Source organism: Propionibacterium acidifaciens (genome assembly GCF_003798325.1).
GTDB lineage: Bacteria > Actinomycetota > Actinomycetes > Propionibacteriales > Propionibacteriaceae > Propionibacterium > Propionibacterium acidifaciens.
On record NZ_CP033719.1, the window covers coordinates 983,413 to 1,009,241 of the forward strand.

Here is a 25,829-nt window from a genome sequence, read left to right on the forward strand (position 1 = left end):
CCCCTGGCCGGGGTTTCCTGTCCGTGTGTCCAGAACAACACAGTGGACGCGAGCACCAGCAGTCACGGGCCCACCCCCTCTTCGTGGGGCGGGGTGCGTGGGGCAAGCCTCTCGGCCGTTTGGGATCGGTCAGCTCCACGCCTCGCGGCGCTTCCACGTCCGACCCATCAACCCGGTGGTCTGCCGGGGGCCTTACCAGCACGAGGCTGGGGAATCCTCATCTTGAAGCGTGCTTCCCACTTAGATGCTTTCAGCGGTTATCACTTCCCAACGTGGCCAACCAGCCATGCTCCTGGAGGAACAACTGGCACACCAGAGGTTGGTCCGTCCCGGTCCTCTCGTACTGAGGACAGCCCTTCTCAAGATTCCTACGCGCGCAGCGGATAGGGACCGAACTGTCTCACGACGTTCTTAACCCAGCTCGCGTGCCGCTTTAATGGGCGAACAGCCCAACCCTTGGGACCGACTCCAGCCCCAGGATGCGACGAGCCGACATCGAGGTGCCAAACCATGCCGTCGCTGTGAGCGCTCGGGCAAGATCAGCCTGTTATCCCCGGGGTACCTTTTATCCGTTGAGTTCTGGCGCTTCCACACGCCACCAGAAGATCACTAGTCCCGACTCTCGTCCCTGCTCGACGTGTCCGTCTCACAGTCAAGCCCCCTTGTGCACTTGCACTCGACACCTGGTTGCCGACCAGGCTGAGGGGACCTTTGGGCGCCTCCGTTACTCTTTGGGAGGCGACCGCCCCAGTCAAACTACCCGTCAGGCACTGTCCCTGAACCGGGTCACGGTCCGAGGTTAGACAACCAGAACGACCAGAGTGGTATTTCAACGACGACTCCACGGCCACTGGCGTGGCCGCTTCACAGTCTCCCACCTATCCTACACAAGCCGCACCGATCACCAATACCAAACTGTAGTGAAGGTCCCGGGGTCTTTCCGTCCTGCTGCGCGTAACGAGCATCTTTACTCGTAATGCAATTTCACCGAGCTCGTGGTGGAGACAGTACCCAAGTCGTTACTCCATTCGTGCAGGTCGGAACTTACCCGACAAGGAATTTCGCTACCTTAGGATGGTTATAGTTACCACCGCCGTTTACTGGGGCTTAAGTTCACCGCTTCGCCGAGAGGCTGACGGTTCCCCTTGACCTTCCAGCACCGGGCAGGAGTCAGTCCGTATACATCGTCTTACGACTTCGCACGGACCTGTGCTTTTAGTAAGCAGTCGCTTGGGTCAATTCACTGCGACTCCCGGCGCTGAGGGCCGCGCGGGCCCCTCACGCCTCAAGTCTCCCTTGTCCCGAAGTTACGGGAGGATTTTGCCGAGTTCCTTCACCACGATTATCTCGATCGCCTCGGTATTCTCTACCTATCCACCAGTGTCGGTTTGGGGTACGGGCGGCACAACAACTCGCTCACGAAGCTTTTCTAGGCAGCATAGGATCACTCGAACACGGACCCTGCTGACAGGGCCCCTCTCATCATCTCTCAGGCACACGACCAGCGGATTTGCCTACCAGTCACCCTACAGACTTGACAGCCTTACCATGACGGCTGTCGAGCTACCTTCCTGCGTCCCTCCGCAGCTTGTCTACTACAGACTCGGTTCACAGACTCGACGCCACCGGCACCCGAAAGCGCCGGAGACATCTCGCGTGCTTAGCATCACCCGATTCGACAGGACCGTTGCTGGGCCGGTACGGGAATATCAACCCGTCAACCATCGACTACGCCTGTCGGCCTCGCCTTAGGACCCGACTCACCCGGGGCAGATCAACTTGACCCCGGAACCCTTGGATATTCGGCGGACGGGTTTCCCACCCGTCAAAACGCTACTCATGCCTGCATTCTCACTCGCGCGCACTCCACGCCGGGTCACCCCGACGCTTCACGGCACGCACAACGCTCCCCTACCCATCCACACGCCCGGCACCGGACACAAGGCCCGGCACCCGGCACACGCGCGGACGCCACAGCTTCGGCGGACGGCTTGAGCCCCGCTGAATTGTCGGCGCGGAATCACTTGACCAGTGAGCTATTACGCACTCTTTCAAGGATGGCTGCTTCCAAGCCAACCTCCTGGTTGTCACCGCAACTCCACATCCTTTTCCACTTAGCCGCCCCTTGGGGGCCTTAGCTGATGGTCTGGGCTGTTTCCCTCTCGACGACGAAGCTTATCCCCCGCCGTCTCACTGCCGTGCTCCAACTTGCCGGCATTCGGAGTTTGGCTGATTTCAGTAAGCTGATGGGCCCCCTAGACCATCCAGTGCTCTACCTCCGACAAGGAACACACGACGCTGCACCCAAATGCATTTCGGGGAGAACCAGCTATCACAGTGTTTGATTGGCCTTTCACCCCTACCCACAGCTCATCCCCCAGGTTTGCAACCCTGGTGGGTTCGGGCCTCCACGACGTCTTACCGTCGCTTCACCCTGGCCATGGGTAGATCACACCGCTTCGGGTCTAGAGCATGCGACTGGACCGCCCTGTTCGGACTCGCTTTCGCTACGGCTACCCCACACAGGTTAACCTCGCCACACACCACTAACTCGCAGGCTCATTCTTCAAAAGGCACGCCGTCACCCCCACGAAGAGGGCTCCGACGGATTGTATGCGACCGGTTTCAGGTACTATTTCACTCCCCTCCCGGGGTACTTTTCACCGTTCCCTCACGGTACTGGTCCGCTATCGGTCACCAAGGAGTATTTAGGCTTGACGGGTGGTCCCGCCGGATTCACGCGGAATTTCAGGGGTCCCGCGCTACTTGGGACGTGCCCAAGGAAGACGATGTCATACGTGTACGGGACTGTCACCCACTCCGGTACGGCTTCCCAGCCGCTTCCACTTCAACACCGCTTTGTCACTCCCCGCCCTCCTGACAGCTCGGGCAAGAACACTCCCACAACCCCGCACGTGCAACGCCTGCCAGCTGTCCACACACGCACGGTTTGGCCTCCTCCGCTTTCGCTCGCCACTACTCACGGAATCACTGTTGTCTTCTTCTCCTGTGGGTACTGAGATGTTTCACTTCCCCACGTTCCCTCACACCCCCCTATACATTCAGGGAGCAGTCGCCGGCCTCACGACCGGTCACCTTCGAGGTTCCCCCATTCGGAAATCCCCGGATCAAAGCTCGTCCACCAGCTCCCCGGGGCTTATCGCAGGTCACAACGTCCTTCATCGGCTCTTGGTGCCTAGGCATCCACCGATCGCACTCAGTAGCTTGTCGAACACACATGTCAATCGAAACTACAAAGATGCTCGCGTCCACTATGAAGTTCTCAACACACGCACGGAACCGCACGCCGCACGGGACGAACCCGCCCGACACACGACCGCCGACGAAGAAGCCACCGCACGGCCGCTCCCTCACAACCCAACAGCGTGCCCCCAGCCAGCCCTCCACAAAAAAACAAGCCCGACCCGCACCACCGGCACGAGCCGGCGCACGGGCCCCGCACCCACCAGGAAACCCCAGCAGACACGAGAAGACAGGCATCCTTAGAAAGGAGGTGATCCAGCCGCACCTTCCGGTACGGCTACCTTGTTACGACTTAGTCCTAATCACCAGTCCCACCTTCGACGGCTCCCCCCACAAGGGACAGGCCACCGGCTTCGGGTGTTACCGACTTTCATGACTTGACGGGCGGTGTGTACAAGCCCCGGGAACGTATTCACCGCAGCGTTGCTGATCTGCGATTACTAGCGACTCCGACTTCATGGGGTCGAGTTGCAGACCCCAATCCGAACTGAGACCGGCTTTCCGAGATTCGCTCACCCTCACAGGCTCGCAACTCTTTGTACCGGCCATTGTAGCATGCGTGAAGCCCTGGACATGAGGGGCATGATGACTTGACCTCATCCCCACCTTCCTCCGAGTTGACCCCGGCGGTCTCCAACGAGTCCCCAGCCGAACTGCTGGCAACATTGGACGAGGGTTGCGCTCGTTGCGGGACTTAACCCAACATCTCACGACACGAGCTGACGACAGCCATGCACCACCTGTGAACCGGCCGAAAAGGCACGCCCATCTCTGAGTGCTTCCAGTACATGTCAAACCCAGGTAAGGTTCTTCGCGTTGCATCGAATTAATCCGCATGCTCCGCCGCTTGTGCGGGGCCCCGTCAATTCCTTTGAGTTTTAGCCTTGCGGCCGTACTCCCCAGGCGGGGTACTTAATGCGTTGGCTACGGCACGGATCACGTGGAATGCGACCCACACCTAGTACCCACCGTTTACAGCGTGGACTACCAGGGTATCTAAGCCTGTTTGCTCCCCACGCTTTCGCTTCTCAGCGTCAGGAAAGGTCCAGAGAACCGCCTTCGCCACCGGTGTTCTTCCCGATATCTGCGCATTCCACCGCTCCACCGGGAGTTCCATTCTCCCCTACCTTCCTCAAGTCAACCCGTATCGACAGCAAGCCCGAGGTTGAGCCCCGGGATTTCACTATCGACGCGATCAACCGCCTACAAGCTCTTTACGCCCAATAATTCCGGACAACGCTCGCACCCTACGTATCACCGCGGCTGCTGGCACGTAGTTGGCCGGTGCTTCTTCCCCCACTACCGTCACTCGCGCTTCGTCATGGGTGAAAGCGGTTTACAACCCGAAGGCCGTCATCCCGCACGCGGCGTTGCTGCATCAGGCTTCCGCCCATTGTGCAATATTCCCCACTGCTGCCTCCCGCAGGAGTCTGGGCCGTATCTCAGTCCCAATGTGGCCGGTCGCCCTCTCAGGCCGGCTACCCGTCAAGGCCTTGGTGGGCCACTACCCCACCAACAAGCTGATAGGCCGCGAGACGATCCCTGACCGCAAAAAGCTTTCCAACAACCCGGATGCCCGGGAAACTGAATATTCGGGATTACCACCTGTTTCCAAGTGCTATACCAAAGTCAAGGGCACGTTCCTCACGTGTTACTCACCCGTTCGCCACTCGTGTACGCCCGAAAGCGCCTTACCGTTCGACTTGCATGTGTTAAGCACGCCGCCAGCGTTCGTCCTGAGCCAGGATCAAACTCTCCGTAAAAACCACCGGACCAGACCCACGAAGAACCCGGCCCGACAAAAACAACAAGAGAACAACCCCGACCCCATCCAGAAAAACGGACAGGACAGAAAAGTCCACTCAAAGAAAAACCATGCCGGCCCACAACAGGCCAACACAGAAAACACTGACTGAAAAACACGCTGTTGAGTTATCAAGAAACAACCGCACAACACAACCAGAACCACACAAGCCCCAGCCACGCACACGGCCCGAACAACCCACCAAAAAGCAGGCCACCCGAATCCCCACTTCACACCACCGCGAAACGGTGACTCGAGCAAGTCTAGTCGATCTCCCCTCAGGATCAAAACCGCTCTCCGGCTCCTCGGGAGGAACGGGAGGTGCGCCTCACGGCGATTCCCCGTCGACCGCTTGTTCTCTTGTCACCGCCGACAGGCGGCTCGACTACTGTAGACCCGGTCCGATCCGGAGTCAAAACCGGATCCTCTCCGCGTCCGAGGGCCGAACCGGCGTCAAGCCCCCTCGTCGAGAACGATGGGGCCCGTTTCCGACGGCCCTCTTCAGGTGTCAGCCGCCGTGCGGCAGCTCGAGGAACACTACCCCCGTCGACCTGGACGCGCAAATCGGGTGGCCCTGCGGCGACGGGACCGCCCGGCGGAGCGGCCGACGAAGGCGGTCGTGCCCCTTCTCCAGCGACCGGACGGGACCGATCGGACGGACACGCGCGCCACGACGGCGACTCGGACGGGGCCCGTCCGTTCTCGGCCGGAACCGGACGGTGCCCCACGAGGAACGGCCACGGCGGCATCCGGCGGGGCCCGAGGGGAACCGCGGAAGCGGGCGGCCCCGGGAGCGACGGTCCACGAACGGGCAGCGCCCCCGGAGTCCGAGCGAGCGGTCCGGTCGGGGCCCCGGGCCCCGACGAGCACGACCGCTCCCCGGCAACACACGGAGGGCCCGGGACGAGCGAGCGCGGCCCCGACGGAACGGGCCCCGACGAAGAGGATGAGAAGGGTGAGGGGCCGGCCTTCCGGCCGGCCCCTCACCCGGGACCATCGTCCGGGGCGCCGTCGCGGGCCCCGGACGAGGATCTCAGTACATGCCGCCCATGCCGTCGTCACCGGCCGGAGCAGCGGGCTTCGGCTCGGGCTTGATGGCGATGACGGCCTCGGTCGTCAGGAAGAGCCCCGCGATGGAGGCGGCGTTCTGGAGGGCGGAGCGCGTCACCTTGGCGGGATCGATGATACCGGCGGCGACCATGTCGACGTACTCGTCGGTGGCGGCGTCCAGGCCCTGACCCTTGGGCAGGCCCTTGACCTTCTCCGCCACGACGCCGCCCTCGAGGCCGGCGTTCACCGCGATCTGCTTCAGCGGGGCCTCGGCTGCGGTGAAGACGATCTGGGCGCCGATCATCTCGTCGCTCGTCAGGTCGGCGGGCAGCTCGGCAGCGGCGGCGCCCTGGATGAGGGCCACACCGCCACCGGGAAGGATGCCCTCCTCGACGGCGGCCTTGGCGTTGCGCACGGCGTCCTCGATGCGGTGCTTGAGCTCGGAGGCCTCGACCTCGGTGGCGGCGCCGACCTTGATGACGGCCACACCGCCGGCGAGCTTCGCCAAGCGCTCCTGGAGCTTCTCGCGGTCGTAGTCGGAGTCGGAGTTCTCGATCTCGGTGCGGATCTGCTTGATGCGGCCCTGGATCTGGTCCTTGTCACCGGCGCCGTCGACGATGGTCGTGGCGTCCTTCGTGACGGAGACCGAGCGGGCGCGCCCGAGCATCTCGATCGGCAGGGTGTCGAGCGAGAGGCCGACGGTGTCGGAGACGACCTGGCCGCCGGTGAGGGTGGCGATGTCGCCGAGCATGGCCTTGCGGCGGTCGCCGAAGGCCGGCGCCTTGACGGCGACGGACTTGAAGGTGCCGCGGATCTTGTTGACGACCAGCCCGGCGAGGGCCTCGCCGTCGACGTCCTCGGCGATCACCAGGAGCGGCTTGCCGGTCTGCTGGACCTTCTCGAGGATGGGCAGCAGGTCCTTCAGCGAGGAGACCTTCCCGTCGACGATGAGCACGTAAGGATCGTCCAGGACGGCCTCCATGCGCTCGGCGTCGGTGACGAAGTAGGGGCTGATGTAGCCCTTGTCGAAGTTCATGCCCTCGGTGAGCTCGAGCTCGAGGCCGAAGGTGTTGGAGTCCTCGACGGTGATGACGCCTTCCTTGCCGACCTTGTCCATGGCCTCGGCGATCTGGTCGCCGACGGCGGGATCACCGGCGGAGATGGAGGCGGTCTGGGCGATCTGGTCGCGCGTCTCGACGTCGATGGCCAGCTTGCTCAGCTCGGCGCTGATGGCCTCGGTGGCCTTCTCGATGCCCCGCTTGAGCTCGATCGGGTTGGCGCCGGCGGTGACGTTGCGCAGCCCCTCGCGGACCATGGCCTGGGCGATGACGGTGGCGGTGGTGGTGCCGTCGCCGGCGACGTCATCGGTCTTCTTGGCGACCTCCTTCACCAGCTCGGCGCCGATCTTCTCGTAGGGATCGGCGAGCTCGATCTCCTTGGCGATGGAGACGCCGTCGTTCGTGATCGTGGGAGCGCCCCAGGCCTTCTCGAGGACGACGTTGCGCCCCTTGGGGCCGAGCGTCACCTTGACCGCATCGGCCAGGGTGTCCATGCCCGACTCGAGGCCGCGACGGGCCTCGCTGTCGAATTCAATAAGCTTTGCCATGTTCGGTGGGAATCCTCCCGCGCCGGTCGCCCGGCGCTTCGTTGTCCGCGCCGGCGAGCCAGCGCTTCATTGTCAGTGTGAGGCGGATCGACGATGCCCGCGACGGACGGCTCTTGCGAGCCTCACCCCCGATCCCCGAGTGGCACTCAGCCACACCGAGTGCTAAGCACATTCTTAGCACTCGAACCCATGGAGTGCAAAAGTCTTTCATCACCGGGCTGAGCGGTTCCGGCTCAACCCGTGACGCCCCTCGGCGGCCAGTGCCGCGGGATGGACCGCGCGGGGTCGCGGACGCACCCGCCCACTGCCGCGAGGACGGGCGGGGCCGGGCGGGCCGACCCGCTTGGTCAGCGGGCCAGGCGGTGGGCCGAGCGCTCGCGGTGCCGCTGCTCACGCAGGCGGCGCAGGCGCTTGACGAGCAGGGGGTCGTGCTCGAGGGCCTCGGGGCGGTCGATGAGCGCGTTGAGGATCTGGTAGTAGCGCGCCGCCGACAGGTCGAAGCGGTCACGGATCTCCTGCTCCTTGGAGGAGCGGGCCGTCCACCAGGACTTCTCGAAGTCGAGGATGGCGGCATCGCGCCCGGACAGGACGCCCGACTCACTCTTCTCGTGCACCAGCTGGGACATGCCCCGATCCTATCCCATGGAATGACACCGATGTCATTCGTGGTCTGCCCGGGTAATGCCCTTGCCGAGCCCCGTTCCCATGGCGGCGGGCCCGGGTCCGTGACACGATGGATCCGATCGTGCCCGGCACGACGACCCCGGAGTCGGTCGGTCCGTGCGCACCACACCTATGCGGGAGAGAGTGAAGAGGACACCCATGCAACCACTGACGGGCACCGTGAAGAACTATGCCTGGGGCTCTCCCGACGCCATACCGGCCATCCTCGGCACCGAGGCCGACGGGACGCCGCAGGCCGAGTACTGGCTCGGCGCCCACCGGGGAGGGCCGGCGGCCATCGGCGGCACGACCCTGGACCGCCTCGTGATCTCCCGCCCCGGAATCCTCGGGGAGGCCGAGCAGCGCTTCGACGGGCAGTTCCCCTATCTCCTCAAGATCCTCGCAGCCGCCCAGCCTCTGAGTCTGCAGGCCCATCCCTCGGGCGACCAGGCCAGGACCGGCTTCGAGTCCGAGCAGGCCCGGGGCGTCCCCCTCGACGACCCCACGCGCACCTACAAGGACACCTGGCCCAAACCCGAGATGCTCGTCGCCCTCGGTCCCTTCGAGGCCCTGTGGGGCTTCCGCGACCCGCTGCGCACCGCCGAGCTCTTCGACGCGCTCGAACCGCGCGAGTCCCTCGAGCCGCTCATCGGCCCCCTGCGTCACAGGGGCGCCGAGGCCGGCCTGGCGGAAGTCTTCCTGGAGTGCCTGTGCCCCGACGAGGTGCACCGGGCGATGATCAACGGCGTGCTCAGCGCGGCGCTCGATCACGCCGAGGACCGCGACGAGGTGGGCGGGTTCGCGCGCCTGGCCCTCACCCTCGACGAGTTCTACCCCAGCGACCCGACGATCCTGGCGGCGCTCCTGCTCAACCACGTGCACCTGAGCAAGGGCCAGGGCCTGCACGTACCGGCCGGCGTCCTCCACGCGTACCTGAGCGGCACCGGGATCGAGATCATGGCGAGCTCCGACAACGTCGTGCGCGGCGGCCTGACGCCGAAGCACATCGACGTGGACGCGCTCGTCTCGCTGCTGCACTTCGCGCCGAGCGAGCCCGACATCATCACGCCCTCGCCCGTCGGGGCGGGCGTGTGCCACTACCCCACCGCCGAGCCCGAGTTCTCGCTGTGGCGCGTCGAGCTGGTGCCCGACCGTCCGGCGGTGCTGCCCGGCGACGGGCGCGCGCGGATCCTGCTCGTCATCGAGGGGCACGTCACGATCCTCGACGAGCAGGGCGCCGAGCTCGGCGGGATCAGGCAGGGCGAATCGGTCTTCTTCGAGGCCTCCGAGCGGGCCGTGCTGCGCGGCAACTGCCTGGCCTTCCTCGCCGCCTCCGGCGACCTCGGCTGAGCATCCGGCCGGCGTCGACTGGCCGTCCCCGCCCCCGGGACGGCACAATGGTCCTGCTCGTGCGGCGGCCCCGCTGTCGGCGCCGCCGCACGAGCACGCCGGGCCCGAGGGCCCGGCACCGCCTCCGTAGCTCAGCGGCCAGAGCATTCGCCTTGTAAGCGAAGGGTCGAGGGTTCGACTCCCTCCGGGGGCTCCCCCCTCCGGCCCCGCCATGACGTCCGGGCGCGCGGAACTCCCCGCGGCAAGGATGGGTCTGGTCCTCGTCGGCCAAGTGACGTCCGGGGCACGGATTCCCACTGTGGGCACTCGTGCCGTGGCCCGGTCGGATCGGTGACGCCCGGGGACGCGCGGACTCCCCGGCTTCCGAGCTCCCCGGCGCCGGCGCGTTCCAACGGGGCCGTCCTGGCGGACTCCCCCGCATCGAGCCGGCCCGCCGAAGACCAAGTGACCAGAGGAACCGGGAAGGGGCTCCCCCGCGCGCCCGAGCCGACCCCGGTCCGGTCGGCGGCCGCTGCCATAATGCATGGCAAAACTCTTGGCGAACGAGACACAGGGAGCCCTCATGTTCACCCGCATCGGCCTCGCCGTATCCCGGCACCCGGTGGTCGTCCTCGCCGTCTGGGCACTGCTCCTCACCGTCATGACCGGGCTCGCGTTCCAGGGTCTGGGCGCCGGCGGTCTCTTCGAGAGGCTGGCGAGCGCGGAGGCCACCACCCCGGACACCGACTCCCACGTCGTGTACTCGATGACCCGTACGGACGGGGAGGGCGGGGAGAGCATCACCGTCGTCGTGAGCGGGGTCGACGTGGCGGGCGACCCGGCGAGCGCCGCGGCGGCGGCCTCGGCGGTCCGCGGCGAACTGGCCGGCCTCGACGGCGTCGCATCCGTGACGGACGCCTTCACGATGCCCGACCCCACCTCCCAGCAGGCCCGGGCGCTGCTGTCCGCCGACGGCGACGGCTTCGTCGAGCTCGTCGAGCTCGACGAAGGGCTCGACGACCGCGCCTCGCAGACCGCCAACGACCGGGTGGCCGAGACCGCCCGCGACGCCTGCCTCGACGCGCTGCGCGCCCACGACGCCGGCGCGGACGCGCACGCCGTGTCGGCCACGCTGATCTCCGACTCCATCACCGGGCTCGTGGAGAAGGACCTGGTGCGCGGCGAGTCGGTGAGCCTGCCGGTGGCGCTCGTCCTGCTGGTGATCGTCTTCGGCGGCCTTCTGGCGGCGGGACTGCCGCTGATCGGGGCGATCGTCTCGATCCTGGTCGGCATGGGCGCGCTGTGGTGCCTCACCTTCGTCCTCGACATCAACTCGTTCACCCTCAACGTCATCTCGATCATCGGCCTGGCCCTGTCGATCGACTACGGCCTGCTGCTCGTGAGCCGCTACCGCGAGGAGATGGCCGCCCGGCTCGCCGGGGCCGAGCCGCCGCGGGGCGCCGTCATGGGCGGGCTCGTCCGGCAGGTCGTCGTGCGCACGGTCGCCACCGCGGGGCGCACCGTCTCGTTCTCGGCGCTCACCATCGCCTGCTCGATCGCCGGCCTGTTCGTCATGCGCTCCCCCGTGCTGAGGACGATCGCCGCCGGCGCGGTCGTCGTCACCCTGCTCGCCGTGACGTGCACACTCACGCTCGTGCCGGCCGTCATCACCCTGCTGGGCCGTCGGCTCGTGCGGCCCAGCGCGCTGAGCAGGGTACCGGGCGTGCGACGCGTGCTCGCCGCCGTGGGCGACTCCTCCTCGGACGACGGAGTCTTCAGCCGCCTGTCGCGCCGGGTCGTGGCGCACCCGTGGGCCGTCATGGTCGTCATCGTGGCGCTGCTGGCCCTCATGGCCACGCCCGTCGGCTCACTGCGCGTGCGCAGCAACTTCACCGAGTACATGCCCGCGAACTCCTCCGTGCGCACCGGCTACGACATCGTGCAGGACGACTACCCGGCGCTGGCCACCCCGACGATCAGCATCGTCGCCCAGACCGACACGACCGGAGCGGCCGGACTCGTCTCCGACATCCGGGCCATGGACGACGTCACCCATGTGACGGCCGCGCCGCTGCCCGGCCACGAGGACATGACGCTCATCAGCGTCCTCATGGACGTCGACGACCCGGTCGGCCAGCAGGCCGTCGACGCCGTCGACCGGATCCGCGCGATGACCGCCGACCACCCGTTCTGGGTGGGCGGGGCGGCGGCCCAGCAGACCGACTTCATCGACTCGATCGAGCAGGGGGCGCCCTGGGCGGCGCTCATCATCGTCGTGGCGGTCCTCGTCCTGCTGTTCTGCATGACCGGCTCGCTCGTCGTCCCCCTCAAGGCGCTCGTCATCAACGGCTTCTCCCTCGTCGCCTCGCTCGGCGCCACGGCCTGGCTCTTCGAGGGCGGGCACCTCGGACTGCCGAGGACCTCGGGACTTGAGACCTTCATCGTGGCCTGCCTGGCCGCCTTCGGCTTCGGCCTGGCGATGGACTACGAGGTCTTCCTGCTGGCCCGCATCAGCGAGTACTGGCGGGCCGGGTACGACAACGACGAGGCCGTGGCCCGCGGGCTGCAGCGCTCGGGCCGCATCATCACCTCGGCCGCCGCGATCATCATCGCCGTCTTCCTCGGCTTCGTCTCGGGCGAGATGATCGCCATCAAGCAGATCGGCGTGGGCCTGGCCATCATGGTCGCCGCCGATGCGACGCTCGTGCGGCTGCTGCTCGTGCCGGCGACGATGACCGTGCTCGGCCAGTGGAACTGGTGGGCGCCGAAACCGCTGGCCGGGCTGTACGCGTACCTCGGTCGGCAGGGGTGAGCGATCAGCCGGATGATCGGCGATGACCGGCCCTCCCGTCCCCCGGGAGGGCCGGTGACGGCCCGGCCGCCTCCGGGGCCCCGGAGCTCGCAAGGCCGAGATCAGGCGGGTCCACGTCGGCGCGGGGCCCGCGCCTGAGGGGCTCGTCAGGCCCTGCTCAGCGCCCGGCGAGCCGGCTGGCCCAGCGCCACAGGGCGCCCCCATTGCCCTCCTGCCCGGTCTGCACATAACTCAACGCATTCGGGTTGCGCAGCACGGACTCGACGTCACGGCGGCCGCGGTCCGAGCCGGCGATGAGCAGCCGGTCGCCGAGGGCCAGCTCGTGCTCGGGCCCGGGGCGGTCGATCGTCCGGTTGCCGCGGCGGGCCATGAGGACGACGGCCTCGCTGCGCCAGCCGCGCGAGCTCGGGTCGGTGAGCAGCTGGCCCACCGTGACCGGGCCCCCCTGCTTGAGCACCGCGCAGACCGCCTCGGCCCCGTTGCGGCGCAGCACGACGTCCCACAGCTCGGGGATGCGCCCACGTCCGTAACGGGCCAGACGGTCGCACAGCAGCTTGCACTCCTTCTCGGAGTACTGGCTGATGCGTCTGAGGTACTGACCGAGCAGGGGCGTCGTGATGCGAGCCAGGAACTCCTGGGCGACGATGTGGCTCGGCACCATGCACAGGTCATCGGTGAAGGTGTCGAACAGGGGCGCGTTGGCCGTCTGGTTCTGGCGCGTGACGACGAAGATCCCGGGGTTCAGGTCGCGCGCCGTGACGGCGATGGCGAGGTTCTTCGTGTCGGAGGCGTTGCCGGCGACGATGCCGTCGGCCTCCTTGACGCCGGCGGCCAGCAGGGACTCGGAGTCGATGCCGGAGCCCCGCACGTCCACGCCGCCCTCGTCGTAGTGGGCGACGTCGATGACCGTCACGTCGATCCCGGCGCCGCGCAGCTCGTCGACGACGGCGTGGCCGAAGCGCCCGAAGCCGCACATGATCCACTTGCCGCGCGGCGGCTGGTGGGGCTCGGGCATCGACTCCCCCTCCAAGCCGATGAGGGTCTCGCGCAGGCGGTAGCGCTCGGGGGCGGTGATCGCCGAGGCGAGCTGACGGGCGAAGCGCTGGAAGGGATTGACGACGAGGTCCCCGCCGAAGACCCCGATGTGGGTCTCGGCGTCCCGGTTGCGGATGCGGGCCAGGACGGCCACCCTGGGGGCGAGCAGCCGGGTCGTCACGGCGACGGCCTGGTTCTTCTCGTCGTCGTCGGTCAGCGCCATGACGCCGCGGCAGTGCGGCGAGACGAGCCCGGCGTTCGACAGCACCTGGGGCTGGGAGGCGTCGGCGGCGATGAGCGGCGGGTCCTGGTGGAACTCCTCGAGGCGCAGGCGTGCCAGGCGGTCCTCGTCCCGCTCGATGACGACGAAGCGCAGGTGCAGCCGGTCGAGGCCGTGGCAGACGAGCATGCCCGTCTCGCCGGCGCCGACGACGATGTAGAAGGGCTCGCGGATCGAGTAGATCTTGCGCGTACCCCGGGCCTGGCGCAGGGCGTTCTGGAAGGCGTCCTCCTGGAGCAGGGCGAGGATGTTCACCAGCGAATAGGACCATCCGATGACGGTCGCGTAGATCGTGCCCAGCATCCACATGCGCTGCGCGGTGGAGTAGGCCTGGGGGATCTCTCCGAGACCGATCGTCGTGCCCGTGAAGCTCACGACGTAGAAGGCGTTGAACATGCCCATCGGGTCGGCGGGCCCGCCCTGCGCGTCGACGCCGGGGATGAGGCTCAGCCCGAGGGTGCACACCGCATAGATGCCGATGAGCAGGAGCAGGGGGAAGCGCATCCTTCGCAGGATGAGGTAGAAGACGTCGGTGAGCGCCCCCTGGCGTCGCTGCCGGGTCGAGCTGGCGGGCATGGCGTGATCAGCGCCTGATCTGGATGATCTCGCTGATCATGAGGACGACCGAGACGAGGTTGGCCAGCAGGGCGCCTCCCGACATCGAGACGATGAGCGAGATGTGGGCGGGCGTCATCGTCGTCGCCACGACCTGGGTGGCCCACACCCAGATGACCGCGGCGACGGCCAGCTGCAGATCGGCCACGAGCGAGGTGGCCAGGTGGACCGCGCCCAGCTGGGTGCGGTCGCCGAACTTGAGGACGGTGGTGATGAGACTCACGACGAGCGCGGCCGCCAGCTCGTAGCCGTTGTGGAGGGCCGGATCGTCGATCCGGCCCAGGAAGAAGCCGAGGTTCAGTGCCGCGGCAAGGGTGACGAAGAAGCCGAAGACGACTTTTTCCAGGTTCATGGCACTCCCATCTGACGCTCTGGCACACACTATTACGAACGGCTCGGTGCGGGCGCCGGAACCCGCGCGGGACGGCGGCGCCGCGCGCCACAATGGGCCCATGGACATCCGGATCGTGCGCGCGGACATCACCACCGTCGCGGCCGACGCCATCGTCAACGCCGCGAACCCCTCGCTGCTGGGCGGCGGCGGGGTGGACGGGGCCATCCACCGGGCCGGCGGGCCCGCCGTGCTCGAGGCCTGCCGAGCGCTGCGGGCGACGAGCCTGCCCGACGGGCTGGCCCGCGGGCGGGCGGTCGCGACGACGGCCGGACGGCTGCCGGCGCGCTGGGTCATCCACACCGTCGGCCCCGTCTTCTCCCGCACGGAGGACCGTTCGGGGATCCTGGCCGACTGCTACCGCGCCGCCCTGGCGGTGGCCGACGAACTGGGGGCGCGCAGCGTCGCCTTCCCCCTCATCTCCGCCGGCGTCTACGGGTGGCCCCCGGACGACGCGGCGCGCATCGCGGTGCGGACGCTGGCCGCGACGCCGACGGAGGTGGACGAGGCGATCCTCGTCGCCTACGGCCGGCGGGCCCAGGAGGACTGCACGAGGGCGCTCGCCGAACTGAGGGACTGAGGACGCGGGAATCAGTTCCTGGCACCCTGGGCCCTCGCCCTGCGCCAAGAGCTCGTGAGGGCGGCGACGAGAACGACCACGACGAGCGCGATCGACACGTAGTTGGCGATCCTCGCGTAGCCGGCGAGCAGCGAGGTGATGGGCGCGCCCACCAGGTAGCCGATGGCGGTGAAGCCGAGCAGCCAGATGAAGCAGGCGGCGCAGTCCATGGCGACGAAGCGGCGGACGCTCATCCGGTTGGCGCCGGCCAGGACGAAGACGACGGCCATGAGGGGCAGCGGAACGGGCAGGTAGGCGAGCAGCATGCCCACCCAGCCGGCCCGGTCGGCCCAGCGCTCGACCTTCTCGTACCGGGTCCGGGCGCGCTCCGAGCGACCGGCCCAGACCTCGATCATGCCGCGACCCCACAGCTTGCCGGCCCACCAGTAGACCCAGTCGAACTTGCAGCTCATGACGGTTCCGGCCATCAGGACGAGCACCCATGGGATCACCAGGCGGTAGTCGCCCTCGCGCACCAGCGCGCCGAGAGTTGCGCTGCCGGTGCGCGAGCCGGTCGCCGCGACGAGCGCGGGGATGCGGCTGGGGGCACCGAGCAGCCAGGCGCGCAGCGGCATCATGGCGAGGCTGAAGACGCCGAGGGCGCCCATCCAGACCAGACAGGAGATGTCGGACCTGCCGGGCCGGTGCTTCCAGGGCATGGCGGGATCGTCCCACCACTCCTGCGCTGCGCCGGGACCGCCAGCGAAGGCGTCGGCCCCGTGCAGGGCGACGGCATCGCCGGACGCGTCCTGGACGGCGTCCTCAGCGCCCTGGGGCTCATGACTCACATGATCAAGGCTACCCGCGGGCCCGAAACGAGCGCCCCCGCAGGCGGACAGGGGCGGCCCAGACCCGCTCCGCACCGGACCGGACCGGAGACGAGGATTCGACCGGTTCGGAGAGGAACCGATGGCGGCGGGCGGATGTCACTCCGGTTCCGCGATCGCGCGCACCTGCTCGAACCATGCCGCATCGAGCCTCCAGGCCTCCCTCTCAGCCTGGGCCGGCAGTCCGATCTCGCGTGACAGCAGGGTCCACCATGTGGCATCGGCGATGCTCCGGGCCAACTCCCTGCGGTCGGAGCCCGAGCCGACGGAGGCACGTGCGCAGGCCCTGATGTCCTCAGCGATCGCAGCGGTCCAGGCGATCCTGATGAAATCGTCGAGCGACCATCCGGGGGAGGAGCTCAGGACAAGGCCCCGGTGCGGGCTGCCAGGCAGCCCGGCAGGCAGACCGAAGGCGTCGAGTCGTCCCATTTCGAGCCTCGGGTACCACAGCGCAGGACCGGAGCAGTCCGCCATGGCGAGCACACCGGCATCGGTGATGATCTCGGCGCCCAACAGGGCCAGCAGCCCGTCGTCTCGGTTGACGGAATCCTGCTCGTTGTGCACCGTGAGGGTGAAGCCCGTGTCCGAACAACACCCGATGCATGTGGTCACACCCGCGTGAGTCGAGACATGCTCGATCCTCGGGCTCCCGCCCTGCACGAGCCGACGCAACAAAGCCGCGGCCGGCAGCAGGGTCTGGGACGAGGCACTGATGCGAACCGATCTGATCCGTCCGCGCATCCGTCCGGCGACCCTGGTGACCATTGCCACTGCCGGCAGGCGCAGGTAGAGATTCCCCACGTGCAGGATCACCTTGTTGCGAGTGGCACTGGCCAGCAGATGCTTGATCTCATCCGCTCGGACGGGCTGCTCGAGAAGAACATTCCAGCCGCTGTCCATGAGCTTCTCGGCCAGTTCCGTACCATGACCGCCCAGAGCGGCGCTGCGTAGAACGACCGAGGCCACGGCGTCGCTCTCACGCGGCACATGCTCGACTCCGGTCCAGAGCGGGACGCCGTATGCACGCGCCAAGGTCTTCGACCGTTCGCTCCCCGAAGCGAAGAGCCCGGCCAGTTGAAGATCATCGGCCCGATCGACTGCACAGGCATGGACCGCCCCGAAGGTCGATCCGCACACCAAGACCCGATTCACAGCTCGCCCTCCTCCTGCTCCTCGACATCATCGAGCAGCCGGGCCCCCGCCCTCGTGAGAATGTTTTTCAGATGGTCGCCGGCCCGTTCCCCGAGCAACTCGACGGCGGTCGTCGAACGCGCCGGGCCGGGATCGGCCGCTGCTTCCACAGCACAGGCAACAGCCGTCCACGCGCAGATCCCGGCGATGCTGGGAGCCTCGATGAGGATCCTCTCACCGGCCCCTGCAACGTGGACGATGACTTCGGAACCGCCTTCCAGAACGGGCCTGAGCGAGGCGGCGGCGAGACTCGCCGAGGCTTCCTCAGCATCCATTCCGACAGCGCGGAAGAGGGCCTCGCGGAGGGCACGGCCGGCCCATGCGTTCAGCCAGCGAATCGGAGCCCCGAACAGAGCATCGACAGCGCGAGTGTCCTCGTCCTGGAAAGCCACCAGATCAACCTCCGCGTCGACACCAGGCATGCGGGCGTCCCGCTGGACCTCGGTGCCGACGCTTCGGCGGGCGCCCTCGAGGATGTCACGGGCGGAAGTGCGACTCAGGGCGCCGGCCAGCAGCGCGTGGTACTCGACGCCACCACCCCGATGGTCAAGCAGCAGCGGCGCAGCGGTGAGGATGCCCGGCAGGGCTCCGGCGCAGCGTACGTGCAGACTCCTGCCTCCAACCAGTGCGTGACCGACCCCGACAACCGGCGTTCCGGCGTCGAGTATGGCGGCTACGGTGGATTTATCTGCTCGGGAGGGGGAGGCGTCGATGACCACGTCGACGGCCCCGGCCAGGGCCGCTCCGAGATCCTCGTCCACTCTCACCTGGCCGGGACCAGGAGAGCGGCGTACCCCGGCCAAGGTCTCATGCCCTGCGGTCTTGAGCGATGCCAGGATGCACCGCCCAACCCCTCCCGAGGAACCGAGCACACCGATCCTGCTCACAGTTCGCCCTCCTCGAAACCCTCGCCGTTGTCATCGGCTCCGGCGATGGCCAAGGATTCGGCGATGCCCTGCACGGTCGGGGACTCCAGTATCCGGCGCAGGGACAGCCGCACTCCGGTGCGACGTTCCAGCTCCACCACCAGCCGGGCTGCGGAGAGCGAGTCGCCGCCATGGTCGAACAGGGAATCGGTCCGGCTGATCCCGCTGGCACCGAGCAGCGACTGCCAGCACTCGGCGACCAATGATTCCAGGCCCGCGCCCGGGGCCTCCCCGCCGCCGAGTGCTCCGGCGCCGCCGACTCGCAGGGCGGCCATGACGGTCATCCGGTCGACCTTGCCATTGCGCGTCATGGGGACGGCGTCGATGATCTCGCACAGCCGGGGCACATATGGTGCGGCCAGACGCTCAGCAAGTTGAGCGCGGAGCCGCTCTCCGTCCAGCTCCTCGTCCTCGCCCGGACGCTGCAGGACGAGCCCGTACACGGTGCTCCCCTCCACCGAGATCGCCGCAGTCGGACGCAAGCCAAAACGGACGGCCAGCTCGGCCCACTCGTCGAGATCATGACAGTGCCCCCGCATCGGATCGGACGCTCTGCTCCCGTCGGGGCCGAATCCGTCCTCGAGCAGTACTGCCGAGAGCAGGGCTTCGGGGGCCAGGCGTCCGATCTCAGTCATCACCAGATGCCCACCGGGACGCAGGGCCCTCACCGCGCGGCGCATGGCCCGTTCGGGCCGGGCGAAGGTGTGCATGCTGAACGGGGCGAGGACCAGATCGAACCCCCGGCCCGCCCAGACCTCGGACTCGCCGGTAGGAACCAGATGATCGCGATCCGCCTCGATGCCGCCAATGCGTCCGGCCAGCTCATGAGCAACGGCGGTGGACGCCCACAACCCAACGTACGACGCGCTGGACCCATCGATGATCTTGCGGGCGCTGCGAAGCATCCACTCCAGCGCGCATGCGGACTCCTCCTGGTCATTCATCTGAGCCATGACATCCGTGGCCCGCTCCGTCCCGAGGTCGGCCAGAGGACGGCGCCGGGCCAGCACATCGGCAAGCAGCTCGACAACCGGGATGTCCTCGACCAAGAGCCGGCCGATCTCCTGACCGGCGAGCCACGCCTCCCAGAACTCCAGGACACGAAGGGTGCCGTCGTCGCGGTGCGTGCGAGAAATGACTTCACGCAGCACAGCCGCAACCCGAATCGCCCTGGCAGGCAGACCGAAATGACTCGGGCTGCCTTCCGCGTGCACCGGATCGACTTCGACCCGACCGGTCTCCCCTCTGAGGGCTGCCGTGGTCGGCACGCAGGCCAGGGCGAGAATCGCCCCGTCCTCGCCCTCGATCACACCGGCTACGGCACGTTCGATCCCCGGGAGGGATTCCGCGGCGGCCTCCACCTCTCCCGTGGCAATGCGATGGCCACGCACCTTGACCTGATCGTCGAGGCGTCCCAGGATCTCGAGGAGACCGCCGGGGCGGAAGCGCCCCAGGTCGCCTGTCCGATAGCTCCTCCGGCCCGCACTGTCGACGCGGAAGCCGCCCTGGTCCTCGCCGACATAGCCTTCTGCCACGCCGCAGCCGCTGATGGTCAACTCGCCGACGACCCAGTCCGGGCACGGCTCTCCCTCGGCAGTAAGCACATCGAAGCGCTGACCCGGCAGCGGATGCCCGTACGGCACACTGTCCCAAGCCGGTGACTGCTGGCGCCAGGACTCATCACCAGTCGGCTCGAACCAGTTCGACCAGATGGCGCACTCGGTGGCGCCGCCCAGGGCGACGAGCATGGCCCGCGGTGACGCCTCGATGAGCCTGCTGTCAAGATCGAGCGGCACCCGGTCGCCCGAGACGAGGACCGGACGCAGGCTGGTCAGATCACCCGGCCCGGCCGACACGAGCAGCATCTCGAGCAGAGTCGGCACGGTGTTCCAGTAATTCACCTGATGCTCACGAACCAACCGCGCCCAGCTCTGCGAGTCTCGACGGTGCTGCTCCCCTACCAGTACGAGCAGCCCTCCCGAGCCCAGGCAGCCGAACAGGTCGAAGACCGAGAGGTCGAAGTCGACGGCCGATACAGCGAGACCCCGCCAGCCCTCCCGCGGCTTCCAACGGGCGTGCACCGCGTCGATCGTGGCGGCAGCGGCTTCATGCGAAAGGACCACGCCCTTGGGCTCGCCGGTCGAGCCCGAGGTGAAGATCGTGTACGCGGGATCCTCGGGCCGGGCCGGACCGGGCCCCCACGACGTGGCAGTCGGTCCAGCACTGCCTTCGAGACGGAGCATCCAGTCGTCGTCGATGACCGTGCGCAACCCGGTCTGGGCGATGATCGAGTCGACCCGCCGACGCGGGTGATCCGCACTGACCGGTACGTAGGAGCCCCCGGCCATGAGGACGCCGTAGATCGCGGCCACCCGTGACACCGGATCGGACAGTCTGATCATCACCTGTTCCCCAGCCCCGACGCCTTCGTGACTCAGCACCGCGCACACGCGTGAGGCACGGTCCATCAGGGCGCCTCTGGAGAGGATCCTCCCGTCCGGACCGACAAGCGCCGGTTCGTCGGGGACCGTTCGGGCCAGTGCGACAAGATCCGCGTGGAGGAGGCGGGGCTCCGTCTCTGCCGGCTCTTCGAAGCATCGGCGGGTCTCACGCTCCCGTTCAGTGATGGCCGCAGGCGGGCTGGTATCCCAGCTCTGTTCCGAAGCGAAGTCGAGAAGTGCCTTCTGATGAGCCATGGCGCTTTCGATGAGGCCCTCGGGGAAGAGACCGACCACATGGTCCCAGTTGATACGCACACCGCCCTGTCCGTCGTCGCTGATCTGATGGTCGAGCCAGACCTGGGGCGTGGCGGATGTTCCTCCGGTGCATTCGCGGAAGAGGCCCCTGTCCCCGCCGAAGGTCTGCTCGATGCCCAGCGCCGAGGTGAACACGACCGGAAAGGCAGAAGTGGCTCCGGCTTCCTGGGCGAGGCGCCCGATGGCCCCCATGCCGACGCTGAAGTTCTCGAGATCATGGGCCAGTTCATGCGAAACGTCCTTCACCCTGGTGGCCCAATCCTGTTCGCCGCTCGCACGGTACGCGGCGACAACCAGCGACGTGAAGTCGCCGAGCACGCGATCGATCTGGGGGTGAACCTCAGGGCGATCAAACACGGTAACCGCAACAGAGACGGCCGACTGCCCGCTGAAGGCGCGCATCGCCTCGCAGAAGGAGGCCAGGACGAGAACCGACGGAGTGACCGCCTCCCGGCGACAGCGCTCCCGCAACAGCTCCCACTGCCCGGCGTCGATCTGGATCGTACGGCGTTCGATGCCGGGCACGCCGAGCTCTTCGGGACTACGCGCCAAGGGCAGAGCGGGGCTCGGGGGGAGTTCGCGGGCGTGCTCCCGCCAATAGGTGAGGGCCGCCGAGCGGCGCTCACCAGAGAGGGCCTCGTCCTCGAGGTACCCGACGACGTAGTCGCGGAAGTCGATCTCGGGCGGCGCCTCCAGCTCATGACCCGCATAGGCCGCGTCCACCTCGCGTTGGAAGATGAGCACGGAGGCGGCATCCATGACGATCGAGTCCGTGGTCACGCAGATGTGCGGGGAACCGTCGAATTCGAGCACTCGCACATCGAATAGCGGCCACCTGTCGGGCTCGAAGGCGCGGCCGGACAGCTCACGGCGCATGCGCTCGGCCTCGGCGCCGGCGGATCGCACGACGCGGTAAGGCCCCACCTCGGCCAGAACCCGCTGGCTCGTCCCCTCGAATACGGTGCGCAGCATCGGGTGCCGGGCCACGACCGTGTCGATGGCCCTGCCGAGGCGCTGCTCGTCAACCTCCTCCACGCGGTATTCCCGGTAGAAGATGCAGTCCACGCCGCCCAGTGTCAGCTCGGGATCTCGTCCCACGAGGTAGGCGCGTTGCACTTCGGTGAGCCCGAAGGGCTCGTACGCGTGATCAGCATCGTGGGCGAGTGCGGACGCCTGATCCTCCCGGATCCCCTGCGGGGGAACGCAGGTTTTCGCGTAATCGCCCAGTCTCGGGTGGGTGAAGACCTCGGCGAGACTCGTCGTCCAGCCCTCGCGACGCATTGCGGCAATGACCCTGGAGGCGATCAGGGAATCGCCGCCGAGCAAGAAGAAATCATCGTCGGCCGAGCGGACCGGGACGGACAAGTACTCGTACCAGTACGCGGCGACAGCAGCCTCGAGCGGACCGAGTGGACTCCCGGCGATCGGGCCCCCGTCCGGGTGCTCTGCCATGAGCCTGGCGAGCACGGCCTCGCGATCGACCTTGCCGTTGCGGTTCAGTGGCAACTCGTCGAAGAAGGACAGCAGCGTACACGGCCACGGGATCTGCTGTTCCTGCCAACCGACGAGCTCGTCGACGGTCAGCCGTGCACCGGGACGGGTGACGACCGCTGCATACATCTGACGGGTGCGTCCCTCGGAAGCGACAACTGCGACCTCCATGACTTCGGGGTGAGTCGAGATCGCATGCTCGATCTCTTTGAGTTCGATGCGGTGCCCGTGGACCTTGACCTGCGTGTCAGTGCGCCCCAGGAACTCGATCTCACCGGACGGGAGCCACCGACCCCGATCCCCGGTCCGATACCAACGAACCCCCTCGACAACCACGAACTTGGACGCGGTCAACTCCGGATCCGACTCATAACACCTGGCCAAAGAACCACCCGAGATCACGATGTCACCGGCTACCAAGTCCGGACGCGCCCGCCACGAACCATCCACCACATCCATGCACTGACCCGACAACGCCACCCCATACGGAATCGAGGAGCCCACCTCATCCCCCGCACGCAACACATGAAAATTCGACCAGATACCAGCCTCAGTCGCGCCACCCAACGCGACCACCCGCATCACCGGATTGTGAGCCCACAACCTCACCCCCAGATCAACCGGAACCCAATCCCCCGACACCAGGACCAGACGCACAGAAGACAACCGCCCAACCGGCGCAGCCTCCAGAACCATCGACAACTGAGCCGGCGCAGAATTCCACACACTCACCCGGTACCGGGCCACGAGATCGGCCCACACGACCGGATCCGCATACCGCCCAGCAGGCGGAATCACCAACGACCCGCCCCGGCCCAGCACGCCGAACAGATCGAACACCGACAGATCAAAACCCAACGACGACACCAGCAACGCACGATCATCCGCGGTCACAGCCCACCGGGCCACCACATCCGCAATCGTGTTCATCGCCCCCTCATGCGTCATCACCACACCCTTCGGCTCACCAGTCGTCCCCGACGTGAACACCACATACGCATCGAGCGACGAATCCAACGAGACCTCGACCCCGAACGGATCCTCGAGCACCGGAACACGAGCCAACCACGACTCATCCACCACGACACGAGCCCCGCAGATCCCGGCAATGCGCTCACGCCGAGCACGCGGATGCCCCACATCCACCGGAACATAACAACCACCAGCCGCCAGCACCCCCAGCACCGCGACGACCTGACCCACACCACGAGGACAGGAGACCAACACACGATCCCCCGGCCGAAGACCCCCGCCCCGCAGCACCGCAGCAACAGCCAACGCCCGCCGAGCCACCTCACCGAAACCATGCTCACCCTGCTCATCAATCACCGCGACCCGACCAGGATCAGCCCCCGCCACCTCGAAGAACCGCCCATGAAGACAACACCCCCCACCACCAACAAACGAGGAGCTCGAATCCCCGGAAACACGGTTCAACGCCGCGACGCGGTCGCGACGAACCGACAGCTGAGTCTCAGGAACCACCGCAGGCCCGTCGGCAGCACCATTCCTCGCGATCGAATCGAGCCACGTGGTGAAGGCGGCGAACATGGCATCAACGGCCGAATCATCGATGACGTGCTCGCGCACATCCCAGTTCACGCACAGGCAACCGCCGAGCACCGAGACCTGACAATCGACGAGGACAGTCGGCCCTTGCGACACGACCCAGCTGGGCGGACCGAAGACCTCCATGAAGTCCGGCCCGAACAACTCGCCGATACCGATGGCCGAAGTGAAGACGATCGGCGCAGTGCGCCGTTCGACACTGGAGCGGTTGAGATCACGAAGCACCTCGACGCCCGAGTAATGGCTGTGGCCCAGCGCATCGGCAACCTGCACGGCGTTGATCCGCACCTTCTCAGCCAGCGACTCGTCGCCCCCGGTGCTCAGGTCGACCAGTAGGCTGCCCGTGAAATCACCCACGATACGCATGACATCCGGGTGCAACTCCTCCCTGCGGAAGACCGGCATGTTGATGACCAGATCGCGGTTCTCGCTCCAGGCTCCGATCACCTCACCGAAAACCGTGAGCAGCAGGACTGTGGGGGTCACGCCCAAGTCAGCTGCGAGCCCTTGCAAAGCTGCCCACTCATCAGCCTCGAAACGGTGGGCCAGTCGGCGCGAATGCAACGGGGCACCGAGGTCACCAGCTGGCAACGAGGGCGCCTCGTGCATCCTGTCGAGGCGCTCGAGCCACCACTGCCTGTCGGCTTCACGCGCGGGATCACCGCCAGCCGCCATGGCGGTGATGTATTGGGCATAGGTCATGCCGGGTTCATCCCACGGCTCATCCGGGTTCTTGTAAAGTGCGGCGAGCTGTTCGAGCGCCATCTTGAAACTCAGCGCATCGCCGACCCCCATGTAGAGCTTGACGAAGGTCCTGCTCCGCCCCTCCGGCAGCAGAGCGAGCCACACCTGGAAGACCTCGCCGCGGTCAGGACGCATGTTCTGTTGCGCCCTCTGCTCACGGATCTCCTGCAGCCTGGCGGTGAGCCCGGCCTCGTCGAAATCGCGCAGGTCATCCACTGGCAGGGCCCAGTCATCGGGTAGCGGGCGAACGTACTGGGCACCGTCGGCCGTCACCACCGCACGCAGCATCGGGTTGCGCTCATACAGCAGCCGGCAGGCGTGCTCCATGCGTCGCGGATCAATGGCAGCGCCATCGAACTCGTGGTAGAAATGCGCGACAACCGACTCCGCACCCTCATCGATGTGCTGGCCCGCCCAGTACGCCTGCGACATCACGGACAGGGCGAACGGCTGTGCATCATCGACCTGCGCCGGCACGGGGGCCGGCGCCCTCCCAGGATCGACCCGGCAGGGCTCGGAACCGTACGAGGCCAGCAGCCGACCCAAGCCCGCAACGGTGCGCGAGGCAACCGCATCCGCATAGGGGACCCGCACGCCGGAAACCGCCAGGAACCACTCGAGCACCGCCATCAGGGCGATCGAGTCGACCCCTATGGCCGTCAACTCATCGTCCCAACCGATCTCCTCCGGGTCCGCGTCCAGCTTGCCCGCCAGCAACTCTCTTACCTTGTCAGAAGCATTTTGGATCAGTCCTTCAAGAGGCACGGGATGATCACCCACGGGGACTCCTCGGTATCGGCGTACAAAAGTGATTAGGGAAGTCTGTCCTAATATAGTATGCAGCAGGTAAGACTCGT

11 protein-coding genes, 1 tRNA gene and 2 rRNA genes are annotated in these 25,829 nt (G+C 67.0%); 4 read left to right on the forward strand and 10 right to left on the reverse strand.

The genetic code is table 11. The features are described from left to right. Positions 1-98: 98 nt before the first annotated feature. From EGX94_RS04250 to EGX94_RS04265, 4 genes are all read right to left on the reverse strand, one after another. Positions 99-3,231: ribosomal RNA gene (locus EGX94_RS04250) — 23S ribosomal RNA — on the reverse strand. 276 nt (positions 3,232-3,507) lie between these two features. Next, positions 3,508-5,027: ribosomal RNA gene (locus EGX94_RS04255) — 16S ribosomal RNA — on the reverse strand. Together the 16S and 23S rRNA genes form the textbook arrangement of a ribosomal RNA operon. A gap of 1,074 nt (positions 5,028-6,101) precedes the next feature. Beyond that, complete coding sequence (gene groL, locus EGX94_RS04260) at positions 6,102-7,724, reverse strand: chaperonin GroEL (protein WP_021798678.1); 1,623 nt, start codon at positions 7,722-7,724, stop codon at positions 6,102-6,104. A 347-nt stretch (positions 7,725-8,071) separates the two neighbouring features. Then, positions 8,072-8,350, reverse strand: coding sequence for a DUF3263 domain-containing protein (locus EGX94_RS04265; protein ID WP_021798675.1), 279 nt, complete (start codon positions 8,348-8,350; stop codon positions 8,072-8,074). 196 nt (positions 8,351-8,546) lie between these two features. On the opposite strand from EGX94_RS04265, the gene manA reads away from it, so the two are divergent. The 3 genes from manA (at position 8,547) to EGX94_RS04280 (ending at position 12,528) form a co-directional block, all read left to right on the forward strand. Then, on the forward strand, positions 8,547-9,737 hold the full coding sequence (manA, locus tag EGX94_RS04270; RefSeq protein WP_021798676.1) for a mannose-6-phosphate isomerase, class I: 1,191 nt from the start codon (positions 8,547-8,549) through the stop codon (positions 9,735-9,737). Positions 9,738-9,857: 120 nt separating this feature from the next. Next, positions 9,858-9,930 (forward strand) — tRNA-Thr (locus EGX94_RS04275). A gap of 342 nt (positions 9,931-10,272) precedes the next feature. After that, positions 10,273-12,528 (forward strand): MMPL family transporter, encoded by a 2,256-nt coding sequence (locus EGX94_RS04280; RefSeq protein ID WP_226906047.1) that lies wholly within the window; start codon positions 10,273-10,275, stop codon positions 12,526-12,528. Between the two features lie 157 nt (positions 12,529-12,685). On the opposite strand, the gene EGX94_RS04285 is transcribed toward EGX94_RS04280, so the two are convergent. Next, positions 12,686-14,419, reverse strand: coding sequence for a potassium channel family protein (locus EGX94_RS04285; protein ID WP_021796422.1), 1,734 nt, complete (start codon positions 14,417-14,419; stop codon positions 12,686-12,688). Between the two features lie 7 nt (positions 14,420-14,426). Beyond that, on the reverse strand, positions 14,427-14,810 hold the full coding sequence (locus EGX94_RS04290; protein WP_021796424.1) for a DUF6394 family protein: 384 nt from the start codon (positions 14,808-14,810) through the stop codon (positions 14,427-14,429). 100 nt (positions 14,811-14,910) lie between these two features. On the opposite strand from EGX94_RS04290, the gene EGX94_RS04295 reads away from it, so the two are divergent. Beyond that, the gene (locus EGX94_RS04295) at positions 14,911-15,429 is read left to right on the forward strand and encodes an O-acetyl-ADP-ribose deacetylase (protein WP_028707152.1); all 519 of its coding nucleotides are present in this window, start codon (positions 14,911-14,913) and stop codon (positions 15,427-15,429) included. A gap of 11 nt (positions 15,430-15,440) precedes the next feature. On the opposite strand, the gene EGX94_RS04300 is transcribed toward EGX94_RS04295, so the two are convergent. The 4 genes from EGX94_RS04300 to EGX94_RS04315 form a co-directional block, all read right to left on the reverse strand. Beyond that, the gene (locus EGX94_RS04300) at positions 15,441-16,256 is read right to left on the reverse strand and encodes a DedA family protein (RefSeq protein ID WP_021797043.1); all 816 of its coding nucleotides are present in this window, start codon (positions 16,254-16,256) and stop codon (positions 15,441-15,443) included. Positions 16,257-16,394: 138 nt separating this feature from the next. After that, positions 16,395-17,447 carry a Gfo/Idh/MocA family oxidoreductase gene (locus EGX94_RS04305; protein ID WP_021797041.1) on the reverse strand — a complete coding sequence of 351 codons (1,053 nt, stop codon included), beginning with the start codon at positions 17,445-17,447 and terminating at the stop codon, positions 16,395-16,397. Then, positions 17,444-18,247, reverse strand: coding sequence for a hypothetical protein (locus tag EGX94_RS04310; protein ID WP_123825937.1), 804 nt, complete (start codon positions 18,245-18,247; stop codon positions 17,444-17,446). Before EGX94_RS04310 ends, EGX94_RS04305 begins: the two co-directional genes overlap by 4 nt. A 122-nt stretch (positions 18,248-18,369) precedes the next feature. After that, positions 18,370-25,752, reverse strand: coding sequence for a non-ribosomal peptide synthetase (locus tag EGX94_RS04315; protein ID WP_021797046.1), 7,383 nt, complete (start codon positions 25,750-25,752; stop codon positions 18,370-18,372). Positions 25,753-25,829: the final 77 nt, after the last annotated feature.